The following is a 22,204-nucleotide window of genomic DNA, read 5'->3' on the forward strand; positions in this document are numbered from 1 at the left end:
GCGATCCGCGCTTGACTAAATTGTTAGAAGTCAATTGAAAACTCCGCTTCACCCGAAGACACCGAAACATATGGCGCCACCTGTTTAAAGGGAGTACGGACCTCTACAGTTTCTCTGTCGTTAACTTTAATACTGGCAATGCCATTCTTGAAGCGGATATCGATCCGCATAGAGGAGTCCACTGGCACATTGACCAACGATTCAACCTTTACTTCTTTACCGCCAACAACCAGGCGGTAGCCAATCACAAGATAGTCATCCGTTGGCCTGTTGCGGATGGCCAGTACTTGAACGCTGTCGTTGCGATCTGTACCTTGATGAATACCGATATACGAGGCAGCAGGCCACTGAGGCGAACTGTTGAAGGCTAGCAATCTCGCCGTACCGCGAAAGGAAACGTCGCCTGTGGGAGCCGCAAGGGTCTTCGCATTGAACTTTCCAGGCTCGGCGGAGAGACGAAGTGACCCAGCAAATGCCGGTGCACTCGCCAAGACCAGAGACAAAACCAACGAACCCAAGAAACGCATGAATTGACCTCTAACGTCAAAGCTGCCCGGCATGCAGCCAGCGCCGCGAAGCGGCATTCTGCGGCTGCGTGTCCGCGCCGAGCGAAATGTTAGGCATTTTGGTCATTCTTTTCTACATTTGAACAGCCCTTTACAAGAGCTGCTCTCCACTCAAAAAACAAGCCTTGTGTTACGCCCACAGCGATAACGACCACTGGCACAAGCAAGAGGAAGCCGTACCATTCAGGTGGACGGTCAAGGCGATAGCTGGAGCTGGACAGTATGACGACAGGCGTGAGAAGGATGTAGACGAGCAACAAGTACAACCCGCGTTTTATCCATTTCGGACCCTGAGTTATTAATGCCGCATGATCGCCAACGCGTAGTACGCGCAAGGTGGCGATTGCGATTACGAAGCCGATTCCGACATTTACTGCGAAATGGACCCAACTATTGATGCTGAAGACTGGCGGCGCACTGATGGCTGTTGCGAATGCCTTGCCAGGCGACCATCCGACGATCGACCAAGGAAGAAATGTTGCCAAGAGTACGGCGATGCCGAGGCTAAGTAAGCGCATATTGATGCCTAACGTTGGACTTGACCGGCGCACGGGCAAGGCGCGACCGAAGGGAGCAGACGAGCTTGTACGTCCGTGTCGAATGATGGGATGGACTCCCCCGTTTGTTTGCGCGAGAGTTGCGCACTGGTCTTCATTGGCGTGGGGATCAGGTCTTCAAACGAAAGGAGTCCGACATGCATGCTACTACCGTTGCCGTTGATCTTGCAAAGTCCGTCTTTCAACTCGTTGTAGCGGACGAACACTGGCGCATCACCGAGACCCAGCGCCTCACGCGCACCCAGTTCGAACGCTGGTTCGTGAACCGTTCGGTCGGCCTGGTCGTCATGGAATCCTGCGGCTCGGCCCACCATTGGGCACGCTGGCTCAATTCCCTGGGCATCGAGGTGCGCCTGCTGCCGGCCCAGTACACCCGCGCCTATGTGCGGCGCAACAAGACCGATGCCACCGACGCTGCCGCCCTGCTGGAGGCGGCCCGCGCCGCCGATATCCGTCCGGTACGCGTCAAGTCGGTCGAACAGCAGGCCCTGCAGGGCCTGCACCGTATCCGTTCCCTCTGGATGGGCACACGCACTTCACGCATCAACGCCCTGCGCGGCTTCTTGCGTGAATTCGGCATCGCCATCCCCGTGGGGGCTCGCACCGGGGTCGAAGCCATCAGCCGGGTGCTGGCCGACCCCAATACCGCTGTGCCCGAGCTGATCCGGGGTTCGGCCAGGCTGCTGGTGGAGGAGATTCGTCTGCTGGAGGCGCGCATCGCCCAGGTGGAGCGGGAGCTGGCAGCAGCGGCCCGACTGAGCCCGGCCTGCACCACGCTGCTCTCCATTCCTGGCATCGGCCTCTTGACGGCTACTGCGCTGGTGGCGGCGACTTCGGGCGATGTGAGCCACTTCCAGGATGCGCGGCACTTCGCCAGCTGGTTCGGCCTGACGCCCAGGGAGTTCAGCTCGGGCAACAGTCGTTACCTGGGGCGTATCTCCAAGAAGGGGGATCGCTACTTGCGCATGCTGCTCACGCACGGCGCCAGGAGCGTGTTGCGCGCGGCCAAGATGGCCGAGGGCGCGGGCAAGGAGGTGTGCGGGGTACGCCGCTGGGCGCTGGAGGTACAGGGCCGAACCAATCACAACAAGGCTGCTTGCGCGCTGGCCAACAAGCTGGCGCGCATCTGCTATGCCACGCTGCGTGACAAGTCGGCATTCGATGAAAACAGCCGGCTCAGCAAGAAGATGAACCGCCAAGCCTTTGTGATGCCGGCTTGATCCACACACGAGAGAGTTGAAGTTCCCCTGTCTGCCTTTGCGACGAGATTGATCGACCATCATGGCCAACCGGGTTCCTCCCACACCGTCAGACGCCGATAACTCTTCCGGCTCTCATGCAGCCGCTTGTATTGATTGGCGCACCGGTGACGCAGATTCCATGTCGGCACGGGACTACACAGATCCCACAACAGATGCCGGATATACGACTGCAGGCGCTTTACCCGTCGGTCCCCAATCGGTCAGTTTCTTGCACTTGAGGGGGAGTCCATATATGCCATGTTAGAGCTCGAACGCACCGGTGTGGTCCTTCGGCCAGACGACAACGTACCGCTCGGACTTAAGGCGCTTCACGAGGAGCGCCTCCTTCAATACACCTCGGAGCTTAAGGACTGCCTCAACGCGATCAAGCACCGGCTGCCAGGTACCCAATGGCTTTATGAAGATGTTGAATCGGCCTTGACCCGCGTCGTGCCCATCGACCGCAGCGAATGGGTTCCGTTGAGCGAAGGCCAGAACCAGACTTTCTTCGACTGCGACGAGGCGGTCGTAGTCACTGGCTCGCACGAAAGGCAGTTGTACGATCAGCTGAGCGTCGGCCATTGAGCTCTAACTTGATATAGGCCGCAAATCTGTCGGCATAACAAAGTTCATGGTTCCTCCCGTTTATTGATTTAAGTGCCTGAAATATATCGGTTTTCCACCCGTTTTGCCCCATCGGAATAGCCATGAACAAAACCACGAAACCCCGCAAACCTGTCGGATGAACAAAGTCCGCTGCTTATGAACAAGGTCTGCACTGCCCGCGCAAGCTGTTGATTTTCATGGGCTTTCCGGTGATCTGTTGGTTATGTGCAGCATGAACAAAACCGGCAAACCCTGCAGGTCCGGAAGCGAGGGACGGTTTTGCGTCTCTTTGCCAAACGGGAAACAGACAAGTCGCCAAGAGGGTCGGCGCCGCGCCCGGGAGCGGCGACAGGGACGCGCTGTGTGCAGAGCGGCTTACTTGCGCGTCTCGCCGCCCGCCGCCGTGCCGCCCTCGCCCGACGTGCGGTGCTCGAACGCAAACACCGCCGCCTCCACCCGTGAACCGAGATCGAGCTTGGCCATGATGTGGCGCACGTGCAGCTTCACGGTGTTGTGGCTGATCTCCAGGGCCTGGGCGATGACCTTGTTGCTTTTGCCGCGGGCCACGTGCTCCAGCACCTCGCGCTCGCGCTCGGTCAGGCTGTCCACCAGGTCGCGCTTGACCGAGCCCTTCTGGCCCTGCTGCCACATCTGCGCCAGCTTGAGGGCCATGCTGGGGGCCACCACCAGCTCGCCGCGGGCGGCGCGCTGGATGGATTCGATCACGTCGTCGGGCTCCATGTCCTTGAGCAGGTAACCACGCACGCCGGCGCGCAGCGCGCCGGCCAGGTCTTCCTCGGCGGTGCACATGGTGAGGATGACCACCGGGGTCTCGATGCCTTCGGCGCGCAGCGTGCGCAGCACGCTCAGGCCGTCGATGGGCCCCAGTCTCAGATCCAGCAGCACCAGGTCGGGCTGGTGCTGGCGCACCAGGGCCACGGCCTCGTCCGGCTTGCCGGTGTCGCCCAGCACGTCCATGCCGCCACGGCCGCGCAGCAGGTCGGCCAGGCCGCTGCGCAGCACGGCATGGTCATCCACCAGCACCAGGCGCACCACTTGGGTCACGACGCAGCCTCCACGCCGGGCACTGCGGTCCAAGCGCCTTCGGACGGCCGTGCGGCGTTCATGCGCTCCCCACGTGCGCCGTCGGGAACGGCACCGTCAGGCGCACCCGGGTACCGCCGCCCTCGCGCGGGCCGATCTCCACCACGCCGCCCAGGCGCTGGGCGCGCTCGTTCATGATGTCCAGCCCGAAATGCGCACGGCCGTCGGCCTGCAGGGCGGCCACGCCGCGGCCGTCATCCTCGACACGCACATCGAGATGGCTGCCGCGATGGCTCAGCGTCAGCCAGGCCTGTTTTGCCTGGGCGTGGCGGCCGACGTTGGCCAGCGCCTCCTGAATGATGTGGAAAACCTGCACTTCCTGCTCGCTCGTGAGACCGAGGTCGGGCGCTTCGTGCTGCACCTGCAGCGGGATGCCCGCGCGCTGGCGGAATTCGGCGGCCAGGACCTGCACCGCGTGCAACAGGCCCTGCGGGTCCATGGTGACGCGGAAGTTGGTCAGGATCTCGCGCAGGTTGCACTGGATGCTACCCATGGCCTGCTCGACGTCGGCAAAATATTTCTCCGAGAGGCGGTCGTCGTGCGCCTGCATGGCGTCCTGCAACAGGGGCAGGCGCATGTTCACGAAAGCCAGGCTCTGGGCGATGCTGTCGTGCACCTCGCTGGCCAGGAACTTGCGCTCGGTCATCACGGTGCTGGCCAGGGTCTCGCGCTCCAGCCGGGCGTTGTGCAAGGCCAGGCCGAGCAGCTCGCCGATGGAACGCAGCACGGTCTGCACGTCGGCGCCGAGCTCGGCCTCGCTGCAGAAGAACAGGTTGTACAGGCCCAGCAGGCGGCCGCGATGCCGCAGCGGCACGGCCAGCATGCGCTGGCAGTCCCGGTAGAAGCGTGCCTCCGACGGGTGATGACGGGCGCAGGAGCTCATGTCGGCCGTCCAGGCCGGGGCATCGCTGTCGGCGGCCACGCCGCAGGTGCCGCAATGCCGGTCCACCAGGAGTTCGGCGATGCGCACCTCGGGCGGCAGGCCCACGTCGCCCACCATGCGCATGTGCTCACCGTCTTCGGAGAGGATGCGCACCACACCGGCCTGGGCACCGGCCAGGCGCACGATCGGTCCCAGGAACTGCCCCAGCAGGGTTTCCAGTTCCCGGCCCTTGCTCAGTCCGGAAGTGATCTCCGCCAGCAGACTGGCCACCGGCGGCGCATCGACCGCGGTGAGATCCACGGACAGGCCGCCCGCCTGAGGCGCAAGCCTCAGCATGGCGCCCTCCCGGCCGGACGGCTGCTCGTTTTCATCAGGTCTCTCTCTGCACCATGCTGGAGCACGGTATATGGTTATATATTCAGCAATCAGTATATTTACGAATACCCCCGGGGGGAAGGGCTATTGCTGCCTTTGGACCTCAGGTTTTCCCTGACTTGCCGGGGCCGTTTCGCCGTTTCACCCCCGGGCATACCCCATAACCCATTTGGGTGAGGTGTCAATTACCCGTGTCGGTAATAGACGTTTAACCCCGGACTTGAGGTAATCCGGGGATGGCATCCATCCCCCTGCACGACCCGTTAGCCCCCCCGCTGGCCGGGGCCACCACCGAAACCCGCAACACCACTTGCTATATGTGCGCCTGCCGCTGCGGCATCAAGGTGCACCTGCGCAACGGCGAGGTGCGTTACATCGAAGGCAACCCCGACCACCCCCTGAACAAAGGCGCGATCTGCGCCAAGGGCTCCTCGGGCATCATGAAGCAGTACTCCCCGGCGCGCCTGACCAAGCCGCTCAGGCGCAAGGCCGGGTCGGAGCGCGGTGCCGGCGAGTTCGAGGAAATCTCCTGGGAAGAAGCCTTCAGCACGCTGGAAGAACGCCTGCGCCACCTGCGCGCCACCGACCCCAAGAAGTTCGCCCTCTTCACCGGGCGCGACCAGATGCAGGCCCTCACCGGCCTGTTCGCGCGCCAGTTCGGCACGCCCAACTACGCGGCGCACGGCGGCTTCTGCTCGGTCAACATGGCCGCGGGCATGATCTACACCATCGGCGGCTCCTTCTGGGAGTTCGGCGGCCCGGACCTGGACCGCTCCAAACTCTTCATCATGTTCGGCACCGCGGAGGACCACCACTCCAACCCGATGAAGACGGCGCTCTCGAAGTTCAAGCGCAACGGTGGGCGCTTCATCTCGGTCAACCCGGTGCGCACCGGCTACTCGGCCATTGCCGACGAGTGGGTGCCCATCAAGCCCGGCACCGACGGCGCGATGCTGCTGGCGCTGATCCATGAACTGATTGCCCTGGGCCTGTACGACCGCGAGTTCCTGGCGCGCTACACCAACGCCGGCCAGCTGGTGAACCAGGACGCGAAAGGCGACGAGTTCGGCATGTTCCTGCGCAAGGAAGACGGCGACAAGGTCAACCCGCTGCGCCCGGCCAACTTCTGGTGGTGGGACCGCCACACCAGCAAGCCCGTGGCCGACCACGCCGAAGGCGCCGATCCGGCCCTGCTGGGCCAGTTCGCCATGCCCGACGGCACGCCCGCCGTGCCGGCCTTCCAGCTGCTGGCCGACCGCGTCAAGCCCTACACCGCCGAATGGGCCGCCGGCATCACCGGCGTGCCGGCCGAGACCATCCGCCGCATGGCGCACGAGATGGGCATCACCGCGCGTGACCAGAAGATCGAGCTGCCCATCGCCTGGACCGACAGCTGGGGCAAGAAACACGAATCGGTCAAGGGCAACCCGGTGTCCTTCCACGCCATGCGCGGCCTGGCCGCGCACAGCAACGGCTTCCAGACCATCCGCGCGCTGGCCATCCTGATGAGCCTGCTGGGCACCATCGACCGCCCCGGCGGCTTCCGCCACAAGGCGCCCTACCCGCGCGCCGTGCCGCCCAATGCGCGGCCACCGAAGGGCCCGCAGGCCGTCAAACCCAACACGCCGCTGGACGGCGCGCCGCTGGGCTGGCCCGAGAGCCCGGACGACCTCTTCGTGGACGACAAGGGCGAGCCGGTGCGCCTGGACAAGGGCTTCTCCTGGGAGCACCCGCTGTCGGCCCACGGGCTGATGCACAACGCCATCACCAATGCCTGGCGCGGCGACCCCTACCCCATCGACACCCTGCTGATCTTCATGGCGAACATGGCGTGGAACTCCACCATGAACACCAGCGAAGTGCGCAAGATGCTCAACGACAAGCGCGAGGACGGGGAGTACAAGATCCCCTTCCTCGTGGTCTGCGACGCCTTCCAGTCCGAGATGACGGCCTTCGCCGACCTGGTGCTGCCCGACACCACCTACCTGGAGCGGCACGACGTGATGTCCTTCCTGGACCGCCCGATCTCCGAGTTCGACGGCCCGGTGGATTCGGTGCGCATCCCGGTGGTGTCCCCGAAGGGCGAGTGCAAACCCTTCCAGGAAGTGCTGGTGGAACTGGCCAGCCGCCTCAAGTTCCCGGCCTTCACCACGCCCGAGGGCGGGCGCAAGTTCCGCGACTACCCGGACTTCATCGTCAACTACGAAACGGCGCCCGGCTCGGGCATCGGCTTCCTGGCCGGCTGGCGCGGCAAGGGCGGCGAGAAATCCATGCGCGGCGAACCCAACCCGCGCCAGTGGGAGATGTACGCGCAGAACAACTGCGTCTTCCACTACGAGATGCCGGCCAACATCCAGTACATGCGCAACTGGAACCGCGACTACATGCAGTGGGCGCAGTCCATGGGCCTGCGCCGTGACGCCGACCCCATCGTGATCCACATCTACTCCGAGTTCCTGCAGGGCTTCCGCCGCGCGGCGCAAGGCAAGCGCCCCGGCAAGCAGCCGCCGGACCACCTGCGCAAGCGCGTCGAGACCTACTTCGACCCGCTGCCCTTCTACTACACGCCGCTCGAGTCGCAGGCCACCGACACCGCCGCCTTCCCGCTCAACGCGATCACGCAGCGCCCCATGGCCATGTACCACGCCTGGGATTCGCAGAACGCCTGGCTGCGCCAGATCCACACCTACAACTTCCTGTTCGTGAACCCGGTCACCGCGCGGGCGCAGCAGATCGAGGACGGCGGCTGGATGTGGGTCGAATCGCAATGGGGCAAGGTGCGCTGCCTGTGCCGTTACTCCGAAGCGGTGGAGCCCGGCACGGTCTGGACCTGGAACGCCATCGGCAAGGCCCCGGGTGCCTGGCGCCTGGCGCCGGACGCCAACGAGTCGCGCCAGGGTTTCCTGCTCAACCACCTGATCAGCGAAGAGCTGCCCGGCCCCAAGGCGGGCAGCACGGTCTCCAACTCCGACCCCATCACCGGCCAGGCCGGCTGGTACGACGTGCGCGTGCGCATCCGCAAGGCCGAGCCGGGTGAAGCGGAAGAAAGCTGGCCGCGCTTCGACGCGGTGCCGGCCGCACCGGGCACCGGCGCCACACCGGATACCCAGTCCTACTTTGCCGGAACGGGAGAGTGGAAATGACACAGCTCGCCCTGGTCATCGACCTCAACGTCTGCGTCGGCTGCCACGCCTGCGTGACCAGCTGCAAGCAGTGGAACACCTCCGGCACGGCCGGCGCGCTGGCCGACCTGAACCCCTACGCGTCCGAGCCCAACGGCACCTTCTTCAACCGCGTGCAGACCTTCGAGGTCGGCGAGTTCCCCAACACGCAGACGGTGCACTTCCCCAAGAGCTGCCTGCACTGCGAAGACCCGCCCTGCGTGCCGGTCTGTCCCACGGGCGCGAGCTACAAGCGCGAGAGCGACGGCATCGTGCTGGTGGACTACGACAAGTGCATCGGCTGCAAGTACTGCTCCTGGGCCTGCCCCTACGGCGCGCGCGAGTTCGACGAGGAGCGCAAGGTGATGACCAAGTGCACGCTGTGCGTGGACCGCATCTATGACCAGGCCATCCCCGAGCCACAGCGCAAGCCCTCCTGCGTGATCGCCTGCCCGTCCAATGCACGCCTGTTCGGCGACATCCACGACCCCGCGTCCGAGGTCTCGGTCGCCATCCAGGAGCGCGCCGGCTACCAGCTCATGCCGGAGTGGGGCACGAACCCGGCCAACCACTACCTGCCGCGGCGCAAGACCGAGATGAAGATCTACTCCGAGGACCTGGAGCGCGTGGACAACCCGCTCAAGATCGACGGGCAGCAGCCCGAACACGCCCATCGCACGCCCGGCCGCGAGGACCATTCGACATGAAACCAGCTTTTTCGGTCATCTTCCTCACCACCCTCATCGGTGCCGGCCAGGGCCTGTTCCTGGCCCTGTTCGCCACCGAAATGTTGCTGCCGCCCGCGCCGGAGTTGCGCGCCTACCTCGTCGCCGGCGACATCGTGGTGCTGGGCTTCTGCGGCCTGGGCCTGCTGGCTTCCTTCTTCCACCTGGGCCGGCCCGAGCGCGCCTGGCGCACCGCCACCATGTGGCGCACCTCCTGGCTCTCGCGCGAAGTCATCATCCTGCCGGCCTTCATGGGCGGCGTCTTCCTGCACGGCCTGAGCCACTACCTCGGCCAGGGCCCGGCCGCGCTGGTCGGTCTGGCCACGGCCCTGATCGGCCTGGCGCTGTATGTCTGCACGGCCATGATCTACGCCTCGATCCGCTTCCTGCAGGAATGGGCCAGCCCGCTGACCGTGGCCAACTACACGCTGCTGGGCCTGGCCTCGGGTTTCACCCTGGCCACGCTGCTGGCCGGTGTGCTGGCCCCCGAACTGGCCGCGGCCTACGCGCTGGGCGCCACCGTGTTCACACTGGCCGGCTTCATCAGCCGTGGCGCCTCGCTGCTGCGCAATGCGCGCCTGCGCCCCGTCTCCACCCTGCAGACCGCCATCGGCATCAAGCACCCGCGCATCGTCCAGAAATCGCAGGGTTTCATGGGCGGCTCCTTCAACACCCGTGAGTTCTTCCATGGCAAGACCGCCGCCATGCTGCGCAGCGTGAAGTGGAGCTTCCTGCTGCTGGTGTTCCCGGCGCCCTTGCTGTTCCTCGTGGCCGGGCTCAAGGGCGACTCGCTGCCCTATCTGGCCGCAGCCTTCGCACTGCAGTACCTCGGCCTGCTGGCCGAACGCTGGTACTTCTTCGCGCAGGCCAACCACCCGCAGAACCTGTACTACCAGACCGTCGCCTGAATGTCCGCCCGTCCCCACAGCCTCTTGCGCCGGCAGCTGCCGGCGCTGCTCTTCCTGCTCATGGTGCTGCCGGCCCACGCGGCCGAGACGCTTCAGGCTGTCTCCACCATGCCCTGGTGGTTCTGGCCGCTGGCGCTGTTCGTCACCTGCTTCCTGATCGGCATCGTCGCGGTGCCCGCCGGCATCGGCGGGGGGGGGGCGGTCGTGCCCATCGTGGGCGGCTTCTTCCCCTTTCACCTGGACTTCGTGCGCGGCGCCGGCCTGCTGGTGGCGCTGGCCAGCGCGCTGGCCGCCGGGCCCATGCTGCTGCGCGGCGGCCTGGCCAATCTGCGCCTGGCCCTGCCGCTGGCGCTGCTGGCCTCGATCAGTTCCATCGCCGGCGCCATGCTCGGCCTGGCGCTGCCGTCCAACGTCATCCAGATCGCGCTGGGCGTGATCGTGCTGGGCATCGTGGCGCTGATGCTATCGGTCAGGAAGTCGGAATTTCCGGTCGTGACGCAGCCGGACCGGCTGTCCTCGGTCCTCGGCATCCATGGCGTTTTCATCGACGGCGCATCGGGCCGCTCGTTCGACTGGCAGGTGCATCGCACGCCGATGGGGCTGTTTCTGTTCCTGCTGATCGGCATCATGGCCGGCATGTTCGGCATCGGCGCGGGCTGGGCCAATGTGCCGGCACTCAACCTGCTCATGGGCGTGCCGCTCAAGGTCTCGGCCGGCACCTCGGGCCTGGTGCTCTCGCTGGTCGATTCGGCGGCGGCCTGGGTCTACATGAACCGTGGCGCCGTGCTGCCGATGATTGCGGTACCGTCCATCGTCGGCATGATGCTGGGCGCGCGCATCGGCGCACGCCTGCTCAACGTGCTGCCGGGCTCGGTCATCCGCAGGCTGGTGATCGCCCTGCTGCTGTTTGCCGGCCTTCGCGCATTCATGAAAGGGACCGGGTTATGGGTGTGAAAGAACCCTTGCCGCAGCTGGCCGACGCCCAGCGTTATGCCTTGTTGCTCGGGTGGGGCACACGTGTCGGGCTGGTGCTGCTGGTGCTGAGCTTCACCGCCTACGTGACAGGCTGGCTCACACCCCACGTGCCGCTGGAGCGCCTGCCCAGCCTGTGGGGCCTGCCGGTGGACACCTACCACGAGGTCACCCGCACACCGGAAGTTTTTGACTGGATGGCCCTGATCCGGCATGGCGACCGCATCAACATGATCGGCATTGCCGTGCTCGCGGGCTGCTCGCTGCCGCCCCTGCTGGCCTTGATCCCATTGTTCCTGAAGCAGCGCAATGGCATCATCTATGCTGTCATCTGCGGACTGGAGGCTGTCGTGCTGCTGCTGGCCGCCTCCGGCCTGCTGAGCGCCGGGCACTGAGGCACGCCGCGACCCGCCGAACCCAGACCTGCACAGGACGCACACCGCATGGCCACCGTCTTCCAACACCTGCTGCTGGCCACCGAGCACAGCGAATTCGACAGTGGCGCCGAAGCCCTGGCCATGGCCCTGGCGCGCCGCTGCCAGCTGCCCCTGGCCGGCGTGCTGCCCATCGTCAGCAACCCCGAGTTCGAAGCCGCGGCACCCGCGCTGGCCACGCGCGCCGACCAGCAGGCCGCCGCGCGCATCGCCGAACTGCACGAGCTGGCCCAGGCCCAGGGCGTCTCGCTGGCCATGCAGGCGCGCCGCGGCCCCGAGCCGCACGAAGAGATCGTCGACGAGGCGCGCGCGCGCGGCAGCGACCTGATCGTGATCCGCCGCCGCGGCAAGCGCGGCTTCCTGGCCAACCTGCTGCTGGGCGAGATGGTGTCGCGCGTGGTGGCGCACGCCCCCTGCAGCGTGCTGATCGTGCCGCGCGGCGCCGCCATGTGGCGCCAGCGCGTGCTGGTGGCCGCCGAGCCCGGCGCCCAGGGCCAGCGGCTGGTCGACCTGGCGGGGGCCGTCGCGGTCGAATGCCAGTTGCCGGTCACCGTGGTCTGCGTGGCCGAACCGTCGCGCCAGGCCGAAGCCCGTGCTTTCGTGAATGACAGCGTGCAAGGGCTGCAGCAGCGTGGCCTCACGGCCCAGGGCCAGGTGCTGGCCGGCAAGCCCTACGAGCAGATCCTGCAGGCCGGCCGCGACAACGGGGCCGACCTGATCGTCATCGGCAGCCGCGGCGAGGTGCCGCTGGCGCGCGCCGTGATCGGCGGCGTGGCGCAGAAGGTGATCGGCCTGTCCGAACACCCGGTGCTGGTGGCGCATACTCCCTAGTACTGCGACCCGGAAATATCGGAACATGAAAGCGCGTCTTCGCACACATGGCGGCGTTGCAAATCCTCGCCATAGCAAGGACTATGGCTGTGGTTTGCGCCTTGCCCTGCGCACGAATCCATCACTTTCATTTTGTTCCTCTACTTCCGGGTCGCAGTACCAGTCAACAAGGAGAAGGCAGAGATGAGCGACGCGTTGAACTACCTGGTCCAGGCCCGGCCCGAGGCCATGGGCCACTACTTCAAGTTCCTCAAGGAAACCGGCAAGCACCTGGACCCCAAGACGCGCAACCTGATCTCCGTCATCACCAAGGTGCACGCGCAGACCGAGCGCGGCTTTCGCCAGTACCTCAGCCGTGCGCTGCGCGAGGGCTGCTCCCCGATGGAGGTGCTGGACGCGCTGCTGATGGCCTTCCCCGCCCTGGGCCTGGCCAAGATCGTCTGGGCCACCGACATCATCCTGGCCATGAACATCCCGGGCTTCGAGCCCGAAGCCCTGCGCGGCGAGCCGCCGAAGTGGCGCGATGTCATGGCCGCTGCCGACGTGCCCGATGGCGAGGTGGCGCGCCTGACGTGCGAGGGCCGTGGCCTCTTCATCTACCGCGAAAAAAAGACCTACCAGGTCTACGACAGCCGCTGCCCGCACCAGAGCACCGACATCCCCCATCTGGCGCTCAAGGGCAGCACCCTGACCTGCCCCAAACACGAATGGGCCTTCGACGTGAAGAGCGGCGACTGCATCAAGAAGGGCAACACCCCGCTCACCCGCATCGAGTCCAAGGTGCTCAAGGGCCGCCTCATGGCCCGCTGGTGACCGGTGGCGCCGCCGTCCCCGAACAGCCCGCGCATGCGGGCTTTTTCATGCCCTGGCGGCCGGGCCATGCTAACCCTATTACCCACATGGATTACACCCCCCCACCCGTTGCGGTAATAGACGCCGCAGGGGGCACACCCAAGAATGGTTACAGGCAGCCTTCCTGCGGGAGTGGCATGCCAGCGGTACCCGACAAACGATGCTGCAACGGCAGCGAATGGAGACAAGGATGAACTTCGACAAGGAATACGACGCTTCCGGCCTGGCCTGCCCGCTGCCCATCGTCAAGACCAAAAAAGCACTGGCCGACATGACTTCCGGCACCGTCCTCAAGGTCATGGCCACCGACCCCGGTTCCGTCTGCGACATGGCAGCCTTTGCCGAGCAGACCGGCAATGCCCTGCTGGAGCAGGGGGAGGAAGGCGGCAAGTACGTCTTTTTCCTCAAGAAGGCCTGAGCACCGGACCGAGACATAACATAAAGAGGAGACGAGACTATGGCTAAGAAAATGGCGCTGATCGCCACCAAGGGCACGCTGGACATGGCCTACCCGCCCTTCATCCTGGGCTCCACCGCCGCGGCGCTGGGCTGGGACGTGCAGATCTTCTTCACCTTCTACGGCCTGCAGCTGCTGCGCAAGGACCTGAGCGACGTCAAGATCAGCCCGCTGGGCAACCCCGCGATGCCCATGCCCATCCCCATGCCCGTCATGGTGCAGATGCTGCCGGGCATGGAATCCATGGCCACCATGATGATGAAGCAGAAGATGAAGTCCAAGGGCGTGGCCTCGCTGGAAGAGCTGCGCGACCTCTGCCTGGAGGCCGACGTCAAGTTCGTCGCCTGCCAGATGACGGTGGACCTCTTCGAGTTCAAGAAGAGCGACTTCATCGACAACATCGAGTACGGCGGCGCTGCGACCTTCATGAAGTTCGCCGGCGAATCCGACGTCTGCCTCTTCATCTGAAGCTGCCAAGGCCGGCCTGCCCGCGGGCACCGGCCGCTCTCGGGCGGCACGCCGCCACCGGTACGCGGCCGGTCAGCTCCGTGCTCTCGTGGTCGTACTGAACAAGGGATCGTCATGAAACCTCTCATGAAGCGTTTTTTCCTGTGTCTCGTCCTCCTGATGGCCGCCCCGGCCTGCATGGCCCTGGCGCCTTATGTGCGCGGTGCCAAGCTGCCCGCGGCCGAACTGTCGGCCCAGGTCGCCGCAGTCGAACAAAAACTGCAGGCCGCCGGCTTCACGGTCATCGGCCGGCACAGCCCCAAGGGCCTTCCCGGCAGTGCCACCATCGTCATCACCGACGCCGGCATCCTGGATGCCATCGGCAAGGTGGGCGGCTCGGCCATCAGCGCCGCCGCCTTGCGCGTGGGCGTGCAGGCCGACGGTACCGTCTCCTACATGAACCCCGAGTACTGGCACCGCGCCTTCGTACGCAAGAAATACGGCCAGGTGGAAGCGGCCGTCAAAGCGGCGCAGGCCCGGCTGGCGCAGGCGCTGGGCGAAGGCGCGCCCTTCGGCGGCAACGTCGAGGCCGACGACCTGGCCAGCTACCGCTACATGTTCGGCATGGAGCGCTTCGACTCCAACAGCGAGCTGGTCCAGCACGCCAGTTTCGACGAGGCCCTGGCCAGCGTGCGCGCCAATCTGGCCAAGGGCACGGCCCATACGGCCCGGGTCTACGAGGTGGTGATGCCCGAGCGCAAGGTCGCCGTCTTCGGCGTGGCCATGAACGACACCGAGAGCGGCGAGGGCTGGTGGGTCAACAAGATCGAGGGCAGCGCCCACGTGGCCGCCCTGCCCTACGAGATCTTCATCGTCGACAACACGGTCTACGCCCTCTACGCGCGCTTTCGCATCGCCCTGGCCTGGCCCGAGCTCGGCATGGGCCAGTTCATGGGCATCTTCAATGCACCGCACGCGATCCACGACACCATGAGCAAGGTGGCGACCAAGCCCTGAACGACTCGCGTACCGACAACAACATCACCACGGAGACTATCGAATGGAAAACACCGTCAACCTGGCCGCCTGGGTCGTCTGGGGCGGCTTTGCCCTGGCCCTGGTCTTCGGCTTCGTCGCCAGCAAGACCAACTTCTGCACCATGGGCGCGATCTCCGACGTCGTCAACATGGAGCACTGGGGCCGCATGCGCATGTGGCTGCTGGCCATAACCGTGGCCATTGCCGGCACCAGCCTGCTGCAGTACTTCGGCCAGATCGACGTGGCCAAGAGCGTCTACCAGCGCCCGACCCTGTCCTGGCTGTCCCTGCTGGTGGGTGGCGCGCTGTTCGGCGTGGGCATGACCCTGGCCGGCGGCTGCGCCAACAAGAACCTGCTGCGTGTGGGCGGTGGCAGCATCCGCTCCTTCGTGGTGCTGACCTTCCTGGCCATCTCGGCCTACATGGCGCTCAAGGGCCTGTTCGCCCAATGGCGCGCCAGCGTCCTGGACCCGGTGTCCATCGACCTGAGCCGCTTCGGCTTCAAGACCCAGAGCCTGTCCGACCTGCTGGCCGGCGCCTCCGGCCTGCCGGCCAAAACCGCGCTGCTCGTCGTCGCCGGCGTCGTCACGCTGGCGCTGCTGGGTTTCATCTTCAAGGACAAGCGCTTCCGCGGCAACCTGGCCCAGGTGCTCGGCGCCGTGGTGCTGGGCGCAATCATCGTGCTGGGCTGGTACCTGAGCGGCCACATCGGCTTCGGCGAAAACCCCGACACGCTGGAGATGACCTACTTCGGCACCAACACCCGCACGATCGAATCGTTCAGCTTCGTGGCGCCCACCGCCTACTCGCTGGAACTCATGATGCTGTGGACCGACAAGTCCCTGCGCGTGACCTTCGGCATCGCCACCGCGCTGGGCGTGGTGCTGGGCTCGCTGGCCTGGGCCCTGTACAGCAAGACCTTCCGGCTGGAAGGTTTCGCCTCCATCGCCGACCTGCGCAACCAGATCATCGGCGCCACCCTCATGGGTTTTGGCGGCGTCACCGCCATGGGCTGCACCGTCGGCCAGGGCCTCACCGGCATCTCGACCCTGGCGCTGGGCTCGCTGCTGGCGCTGGGCGGCATCATCGCCGGCTCGGTCGCCACGCTGAAGTGGCAAAACCGGGACTGAGACCGCGCGCCGCCCAAGAAGCCGGGTATCTCCTCGAAATGGCCTCTCAAAACGTAGCCGGCGTATTGACCCAGAGGATGCGGGCTACGGTGCTGCCCGTGTTGCGGTAACCGTGGGGAATCTGGCTCGAGAATGTAAAGGCATCCCCGGCATGAATGATGTGCCGCTCATCGCCGAGCAGCAGTTCGATCGTGCCTTGCAGCACGTACCCAACCTCTTCGCCGGCATGGACGATCTGGCCGTCGGTTTCGACCCCAGGCTCGACGATGTGGATATTGGCCTGCAACAGCCCGCCGCGCTTGGCCAGAACGAGTCGCTCCAGCGCAATGCCGCCGCCGGTCTGCATGACCGGGCGCTTGCCCTGCGGCAGGACCGGGCCATCCAGCGGTGCCTCCTCGGTGGTCAGTGCAGCGATGTTGGTGTCCAGCGCCACCGCGATGCGGTGCAACATGGCCAGCGAGGGCGTGGCCTGGCCGTTCTCGATCTTGGAGATCAGGCTTTCCGAACACCCGGCCTTGGCCGCCACCTGGGTCAGGGTCAGGTGCACCACGCGGCGCGCATGCCGAATTCGCACCCCGAGCCAGGAAGAGGATTTGGCGGCGCCCTCCTCCACCGCGTCGGCAGCCGGCTGGCGGGACTTCGCGACAGCTTTCACCATGGCAGACGGCGGGCTCAGGCGCCGGCCATCCGGGTCACGGCGTAGGCCAGTGCCTGCGCCCCCAGGACCAGATCGGCGTGGGCGGTCTGCTCCGACGCGTTGTGGCTGATGCCCGCCTCGCTGGGGACGAAGAGCATCGCGGTCGGGCAATGGTCGGCGAGGTACATGGCATCGTGAAAGGCACCCGAGGTCAGGGCCAGGGGCGCCGGCTTGGCCGCCAGCTGGCAGGTGCGCGCGCAGGCCTCCTCGACCAGCGCGGTCATCGCGGTCGGGAAGTGCGTGGGCTTGCGTTCGAAGATGGCCTCCAGCACCACGCGGGTGCGCCCGGCGTGGTGCTGCAGGATGTCGCGCATGACCGCATCGAACTCGGCCAGTGCGCCCTCGTCGACACAGCGCATGTCGATGGTGAACTCGACCTCGCCCGGAATGGTGTTGATGGAATTGGGCCCCACGACCCAGCGCCCCAGGGTCAGGCGCAGCCCGCTGGCCTGGCGGCGCGCGGCCTCGGCATACAGCCGGTGCGCCATCTGGATGCAGGCGGCCATCGCATCGGTGCGGATGTCCATGGGCGTGGTGCCGGCGTGCGCCGCCACCCCGCTCACCTTGACGCGGAACCAGCGCACGCTCTGGATGCCCGTGACCACCCCCAGCGGCACGCCCGCCGTCTCAAGCACCGGGCCCTGCTCGATGTGCAGTTCGATAAAGCCGGCCAGCGGCTGCTGCATGGCGCGGCGCGGCACATCGGGCATGGCCTGCAGGGCACGGTCCACCGCCTCGCCGAAACTATGCTGGCTGCCATCGCGCACAGCCCGGTAACCGGCCAGCTTGGCTGGATCCACATAGGCGCTGGAGCCCATGCAGCCCGGCCCGAAGCGGCTGCCTTCCTCGTTGGTCCACACGACCACCTCGACAGGGCGCTCGGTCTGTATGCCGGCATCCTGCAGCGCCTGCAGCACTTCGAGACCGGCCACCACGCCATAGGCGCCGTCAAGCTTGCCGCCCACCGGCTGCGTGTCCACATGGCTGCCGGTCAGCACCGGGGGCAGATCGCTGCGGCCCGGGCGGCGGAAAAACAGGTTGGCGCAGTCGTCGATCGCAACGCTGCAGCCCAGGGCGCGGGCGCGCTCGATGAGGTAGCGGCGCGCCTGCAGGTCGATCTCGGTCAGCGTCTCGCGCGCCACCCCGCCATCGTCGCGCCCGCCATAACGGGCCAACTCGGCAATGGCCGTGCGCAGGCGCTCGCTGTCCACCTGCTGGAGCACCCGGTCGGCGGCGGCACGGCTGCGTGCCAGTTCATCGGTCTGCATGGTCATCCTCACGATCTGGTCTGCAGGCTGTGCTGCAGAAGTTGCGCTGCGGCCAGGGTCTGGGCATCGCCCCAGCGCGGGCCGATCACGGTCACGCCCACGGGAAGGCCCCGGGCACCCACGCCGGTCGGCACATGCACGCAGGGCACGCCCAGCAGGGTCCACAGGCGGTTGAAGAGGGGGTTGCCGGTGGCGCCCAGGCCGGCCGGCGCCTCGCCCTCGGCGCTCGGGGCCAGCAGCACGTCGACGTCTGCAAACACAGAGGCCAGCGCGCAGCGCGCCTGGTCTGCCAGCGCGTAGGCCGCGGCGACACGCGCGCCCTCCAGGCGGCGGGCCGCGGCCAGGAAGTCGGTGAACGCGGCACTGAACAGCGTGGCGTGTTGCCGGCGCTCGGGTGCGAAGGCGGCCAGCGCCTCATGGCCCATGATGTCGATCTGCGCCTGGGTCAGGCCGTCCCACGCAGCCGGCCAGGTCAGGTCGGTCACACGCGCACCACCTTGCTCCAGCCGGCGCGCCGCGTCCGCCAGGGCCTGGCGCGCATCACCCGAGGCGCGATCCCAGTGCGGCGTCTGGCACAGGCCGACGCGCAAAGCGGCCGGACGGACCAGCGAAAACTCGGTGCGCGCCAGCACGCCGATGAAGAAGGCGGCATCCTCCACCGAGCGTGCCAGCACGCCGATGGTGTCCAGGCTGGGCGAAAGGGGTTTCACGCCCGCCAGCGGCAGGGTGCCGTGGGTGGGCTTGTAGCCCACCACGCCGCAGTAGGACGCCGGCCGAACGATGGAGCCGGCCGTCTGCGTGCCGAAGGCCAGCGGCACCATGCCGGCGGCCACCGCCGCCGCCGAGCCGCTGGACGAGCCGCCCGGCGTGTGCGGGGCGTCGAGGGGCGCGCGCGGGTTGCGCGTGGGGCCGGGCTGGAAGGTGGCGAACTCGGTGGTGACGGTCTTGCCCAGGATGACGGCGCCCGCCTCGCGGCAGCTCGCCACGCAGGCTGCGTCCAGCTGTGGCTGGTGCCGGGCATAAATGGGTGAACCGTAGGTGGTGGGCAGGTCGGCCGTGTCCATCAGGTCCTTGACGCCCACCGGCACACCCTGCAGCGGCCCGCTGGCACCCCCGCGGTCCAGTGCGCGCGCCTGGTCCAGGGCCCGCTCGGCATCGACATGCTGCCAGGCCTGCACCTGCGGCTCCAGGGCCGCGATGCGCTCGGTATAGGCGCGGGTCACCGCCTCGGCCGTGAGTTCGCGCCGTGATACCGCAGCCGCCAGTTCCTTGACGGAAAGACTCGTGATGTCGCGCATGGCAGCCCTCAGCCGAAGTAGGCCGAACGAACCTCGTCGTTCTCGGACAGGGCCTGCGCCGTGCCTTCGGCCACCACGCGGCCCTGGGTCAGCACGTAGCCGTAGTGCGCGATCGCCAGCGTCTGGCGCGCGTTCTGCTCCACCAGCAGCACGGTGATGCCGAGCTCGTTGATCTGGCGGATGACGCGGAAGTTTTCCTTCACGTACAGCGGCGACAGGCCCAGCGAGGGCTCGTCGATGACCAGCAGCTTCGGGTTCGCCATCAGACCGCGGCCGATGGACACCATGGCCTGCTCGCCGCCGGACATGGTGCCGGCCAGCTGGCTGGCGCGCTCTTTCAGGCGCGGAAACACCTCGAAGACGTTGTCGAGGCGTTTGCGCAATTGGCTGGCGTCCACTTCCAGGTAGGCGCCCAGGGTCAGGTTCTCCTGCACCGTCATGCGCGGGAACACCTTGCGTCCCTCGGGGATGCAGGCGATGCCGCTGGCGATGATGCGGTGCGTCTTCTCCTGCGTGATGTCCTGCCCGTCCCAGAGGATCTGGCCCTGGCGCGCGGGCGTCAGGCCGAGGATGGCGCGGATCAGCGTGCTCTTGCCGGCGCCATTGGCGCCCAGGATGCAGGTGATCTTGCCGGGCTCCGTCTCGATCGACACATCGTGCAGGACGTTGACCTTGTCATAACCCGTCGTCAGATTGCGTACGGTGAGCCTGCTCATGCTGCCTCTCCCAGGTAAGCGGTCTGCACATTGGCGTCGGCCGTGATCTCGGCGTAACTGCCCTCGGCAATCTTGCGGCCGTAGTTCAGCACCACGCAGCGCTCGGTGACGCGCTGAATGACGTTCATCTCGTGCTCGATCAGCACCACCGACAGATGGCTCATCTTGCCGCGCACCTGCAGGATGTCCTGCATCAGCTCGTCGGTCTCGTCGTGTGTCATGCCGGCCGAGGGTTCGTCGAGCAGCAGCAGGCGCGGCTGGCTCATGAGCGCGCGGCAGACCTCGATGCGGCGGCGGTCGATCATGGTGAAGGTCTCCACCGGCTCGAACAGGCGCTCCACCAGCGGCGGGCTGAAGATCTTCAGCAGGTCGCGCACCTTCTCCACGTACTGCTCGTATTCGGCACGGAAGGCCTTGCGCCGCAGCAGGTTGAACAGCAGGCCGTGCTGCATGTGCTGGTAGTCGCCGATGACGATGTTGTCGAACACGGTGAGCGAGAGCGACAGGCGCGAGCGCTGGAAGGTGCGCGCCACGCCGCTGCGGTAGATCTCCTGCGGCGTCTTGCCGATGACGTCGGCACCGTCATAGCGGATGCTGCCGCTGCTGGCCTTGTACAGGCCGGTGAGCACGTTGAAGAAGGTCGTCTTGCCCGAGCCGTTGGGCCCGAGCAGGCCCAGGATCTCGCCCTGGCGCACCGACATGTTGAGCTCGTCGAGCGCCGTCAGGCCACCGAAGCGCATGGTGAGGTTTTCCACCTCGATCAGGTTCTTGGGGCTCATTTCGAGGCCTCCCCGCGGAAGAAGATGCGGGTCTTGCGCGGCAGCAGGCCCTGCGGACGGAACAGCAGGATCACGATCACCAGCGCGGCAAACAGCAGGAAGCGGTACTCCTGGATGAACTGCAGCTTCTCCGGCAGCACCAGCACGATCAGCGCGGCCGGAATCAGGCCGGCGATATTGCCCAGGCCGCCGAGGATGACGATGGACAGCAACAGCAGCGAATCGGCAAAGGTGAAGTTGTTGGGCGCCACGAAGCCCGACACCATGCCGTAGAGCGCGCCGGCAATGCCGGCGAAGAAGTTGCCGGTGGTGAATGCGATCACCTTCCAGCGCGCGATGTGCAGGCCGAAGGTGGAGGCGGCGGTCTCGTCGGTGCGCACCACGTCCATGCTCAGGCCGATCCAGGAACGCTCCAATGCGCTGACCAGGGCGTAGACCCCCGCAAACACCAGCAGGCTCAGCAGCGCATAGGCCACGTAGAAGGACATCTCCACGCCGGGGATCGTGATGCCTTCGTTGAGCGCGACACCAAAGAGTTTCATGCCCGGCACCTGCAGGCCCTGCGGGCCGCCCAGCACGTCGTTGACCTCGATGAAGGTCTTGAACAGGATGCCGAAGGCGATGGTCACCAGCGCCGCGTAGTGGCCGCGCGTGCGCAGCACCGGCGTGATGAGCACCGAGCCGATGAGGGCCGCGATCAGGCCCGAGAACAGGATCACCAGCAGGTGCGGGATCTGCGTGTGCGCGGCCATCACGGCCGTGGCGTAGCTGCCGATGCCGAAGAAGGCTGCGCCGGCGAAATTGGCCACACCGGAGTAGCCGAACTGCACCGTCAGCCCCAGGCAGGCGGTGGAGAACAGCAGCACGGCGCACAGCATCAGCAGCACGAAGTGCGAGTTGTGGAAGGCTGCGATCAGCGCCACGGCGCCCAGCAGCGACAGGACGCGTGTCAGCCCCGGGCGTTGCGCCACCGCGGCTTCCATCGTCCTGGTCGCCCCCAGCTTGCGGCTGACGGCCAGTGCGACGGCCGCCGCCACGATCAGCACGGCAACAGCCGCCTGGCTCTCGGCATGCAGGAACATCCACACATACAGGGTCATGACCACGGCGGCCGCCACCAGCGTCAGGGCGCCTCTTGGAGATTTTTCGATCTGGCTCAT

General features: G+C 66.2%; 23 protein-coding genes. 13 read left to right on the plus strand and 10 right to left on the minus strand.

What is annotated here, in order from left to right; translation table 11 throughout:
• Positions 1-23: 23 nt before the first annotated feature.
• Together AO057_RS17880 and AO057_RS17885 are read right to left on the minus strand one after the other, a co-directional pair.
• Positions 24-527, minus strand: coding sequence for a hypothetical protein (locus AO057_RS17880; protein ID WP_156404569.1), 504 nt, complete (start codon positions 525-527; stop codon positions 24-26).
• An 89-nt stretch (positions 528-616) separates the two neighbouring features.
• Positions 617-1,084 carry a hypothetical protein gene (locus AO057_RS17885; RefSeq protein WP_156404570.1) on the minus strand — a complete coding sequence of 156 codons (468 nt, stop codon included), beginning with the start codon at positions 1,082-1,084 and terminating at the stop codon, positions 617-619.
• 176 nt (positions 1,085-1,260) lie between these two features.
• On the opposite strand from AO057_RS17885, the gene AO057_RS14930 reads away from it, so the two are divergent.
• Together AO057_RS14930 and AO057_RS17890 are read left to right on the plus strand one after the other, a co-directional pair.
• Entirely contained in the window at positions 1,261-2,343 is a 1,083-nt protein-coding gene (locus AO057_RS14930; protein ID WP_057676697.1) for an IS110 family RNA-guided transposase, read from the plus strand.
• A gap of 279 nt (positions 2,344-2,622) precedes the next feature.
• A complete protein-coding gene (locus AO057_RS17890; RefSeq protein WP_057676698.1) occupies positions 2,623-2,949 on the plus strand; it encodes a hypothetical protein in 327 nt (108 codons plus the stop codon).
• Positions 2,950-3,345: 396 nt separating this feature from the next.
• On the opposite strand, the gene AO057_RS14940 is transcribed toward AO057_RS17890, so the two are convergent.
• Together AO057_RS14940 and AO057_RS14945 are read right to left on the minus strand one after the other, a co-directional pair.
• The gene (locus AO057_RS14940) at positions 3,346-4,035 is read right to left on the minus strand and encodes a response regulator (protein WP_057676699.1); all 690 of its coding nucleotides are present in this window, start codon (positions 4,033-4,035) and stop codon (positions 3,346-3,348) included.
• Between the two features lie 58 nt (positions 4,036-4,093).
• Positions 4,094-5,293 carry a GAF domain-containing sensor histidine kinase gene (locus AO057_RS14945; RefSeq protein ID WP_057676700.1) on the minus strand — a complete coding sequence of 400 codons (1,200 nt, stop codon included), beginning with the start codon at positions 5,291-5,293 and terminating at the stop codon, positions 4,094-4,096.
• Between the two features lie 290 nt (positions 5,294-5,583).
• On the opposite strand from AO057_RS14945, the gene AO057_RS14950 reads away from it, so the two are divergent.
• The 11 genes from AO057_RS14950 to AO057_RS15000 all read left to right on the plus strand — a co-directional run bounded on the left by AO057_RS14950 (position 5,584) and on the right by AO057_RS15000 (position 16,286).
• Positions 5,584-8,475: a molybdopterin oxidoreductase family protein gene (locus AO057_RS14950; protein WP_371258283.1), complete on the plus strand. Its 2,892-nt coding sequence runs from the start codon at positions 5,584-5,586 to the stop codon at positions 8,473-8,475.
• The gene (gene soeB / locus AO057_RS14955) at positions 8,472-9,200 is read left to right on the plus strand and encodes a sulfite dehydrogenase subunit SoeB (RefSeq protein WP_057676702.1); all 729 of its coding nucleotides are present in this window, start codon (positions 8,472-8,474) and stop codon (positions 9,198-9,200) included. The genes AO057_RS14950 and soeB overlap by 4 nt, the downstream gene beginning before the upstream one ends.
• Complete coding sequence (locus AO057_RS14960) at positions 9,197-10,126, plus strand: dimethyl sulfoxide reductase anchor subunit family protein (RefSeq protein ID WP_057676703.1); 930 nt, start codon at positions 9,197-9,199, stop codon at positions 10,124-10,126. The genes soeB and AO057_RS14960 overlap by 4 nt, the downstream gene beginning before the upstream one ends.
• Entirely contained in the window at positions 10,127-11,080 is a 954-nt protein-coding gene (locus AO057_RS14965) for a sulfite exporter TauE/SafE family protein (protein WP_057676704.1), read from the plus strand.
• Positions 11,071-11,493: a hypothetical protein gene (locus tag AO057_RS14970; RefSeq protein WP_057676705.1), complete on the plus strand. Its 423-nt coding sequence runs from the start codon at positions 11,071-11,073 to the stop codon at positions 11,491-11,493. Before AO057_RS14965 ends, AO057_RS14970 begins: the two co-directional genes overlap by 10 nt.
• 48 nt (positions 11,494-11,541) lie before the next feature.
• Positions 11,542-12,363: a universal stress protein gene (locus tag AO057_RS14975; RefSeq protein ID WP_057676706.1), complete on the plus strand. Its 822-nt coding sequence runs from the start codon at positions 11,542-11,544 to the stop codon at positions 12,361-12,363.
• A 183-nt stretch (positions 12,364-12,546) separates the two neighbouring features.
• Positions 12,547-13,176: a Rieske 2Fe-2S domain-containing protein gene (locus AO057_RS14980; protein ID WP_057676707.1), complete on the plus strand. Its 630-nt coding sequence runs from the start codon at positions 12,547-12,549 to the stop codon at positions 13,174-13,176.
• Between the two features lie 229 nt (positions 13,177-13,405).
• Complete coding sequence (locus tag AO057_RS14985; RefSeq protein ID WP_057676708.1) at positions 13,406-13,633, plus strand: sulfurtransferase TusA family protein; 228 nt, start codon at positions 13,406-13,408, stop codon at positions 13,631-13,633.
• A 39-nt stretch (positions 13,634-13,672) separates the two neighbouring features.
• A complete protein-coding gene (locus AO057_RS14990; protein ID WP_057676709.1) occupies positions 13,673-14,140 on the plus strand; it encodes a sulfur carrier protein DsrE2 in 468 nt (155 codons plus the stop codon).
• A 114-nt stretch (positions 14,141-14,254) separates the two neighbouring features.
• Entirely contained in the window at positions 14,255-15,136 is an 882-nt protein-coding gene (locus AO057_RS14995) for a hypothetical protein (RefSeq protein WP_205630041.1), read from the plus strand.
• A gap of 43 nt (positions 15,137-15,179) precedes the next feature.
• Positions 15,180-16,286: a YeeE/YedE family protein gene (locus AO057_RS15000; RefSeq protein WP_057676711.1), complete on the plus strand. Its 1,107-nt coding sequence runs from the start codon at positions 15,180-15,182 to the stop codon at positions 16,284-16,286.
• 46 nt (positions 16,287-16,332) lie between these two features.
• On the opposite strand, the gene AO057_RS15005 is transcribed toward AO057_RS15000, so the two are convergent.
• The 6 genes from AO057_RS15005 to AO057_RS15030 are packed head-to-tail and all read right to left on the minus strand — an operon-like array spanning position 16,333 to position 22,204.
• The gene (locus AO057_RS15005; RefSeq protein WP_082605579.1) at positions 16,333-16,944 is read right to left on the minus strand and encodes a helix-turn-helix domain-containing protein; all 612 of its coding nucleotides are present in this window, start codon (positions 16,942-16,944) and stop codon (positions 16,333-16,335) included.
• 14 nt (positions 16,945-16,958) lie between these two features.
• A complete protein-coding gene (locus AO057_RS15010; RefSeq protein ID WP_205630042.1) occupies positions 16,959-18,251 on the minus strand; it encodes a M20 family metallo-hydrolase in 1,293 nt (430 codons plus the stop codon).
• Between the two features lie 8 nt (positions 18,252-18,259).
• Positions 18,260-19,549 carry an amidase gene (locus AO057_RS15015; RefSeq protein ID WP_057676713.1) on the minus strand — a complete coding sequence of 430 codons (1,290 nt, stop codon included), beginning with the start codon at positions 19,547-19,549 and terminating at the stop codon, positions 18,260-18,262.
• 8 nt (positions 19,550-19,557) lie between these two features.
• A complete protein-coding gene (locus AO057_RS15020) occupies positions 19,558-20,265 on the minus strand; it encodes an ABC transporter ATP-binding protein (RefSeq protein WP_057676714.1) in 708 nt (235 codons plus the stop codon).
• Entirely contained in the window at positions 20,262-21,044 is a 783-nt protein-coding gene (locus AO057_RS15025; protein ID WP_057676715.1) for an ABC transporter ATP-binding protein, read from the minus strand. Before AO057_RS15025 ends, AO057_RS15020 begins: the two co-directional genes overlap by 4 nt.
• The gene (locus tag AO057_RS15030) at positions 21,041-22,204 is read right to left on the minus strand and encodes a branched-chain amino acid ABC transporter permease (RefSeq protein WP_205630043.1); all 1,164 of its coding nucleotides are present in this window, start codon (positions 22,202-22,204) and stop codon (positions 21,041-21,043) included. Before AO057_RS15030 ends, AO057_RS15025 begins: the two co-directional genes overlap by 4 nt.

The organism is Curvibacter sp. PAE-UM, from assembly GCF_001432305.1.
Classification (GTDB): Bacteria; Pseudomonadota; Gammaproteobacteria; order Burkholderiales; family Burkholderiaceae_C; genus Hylemonella.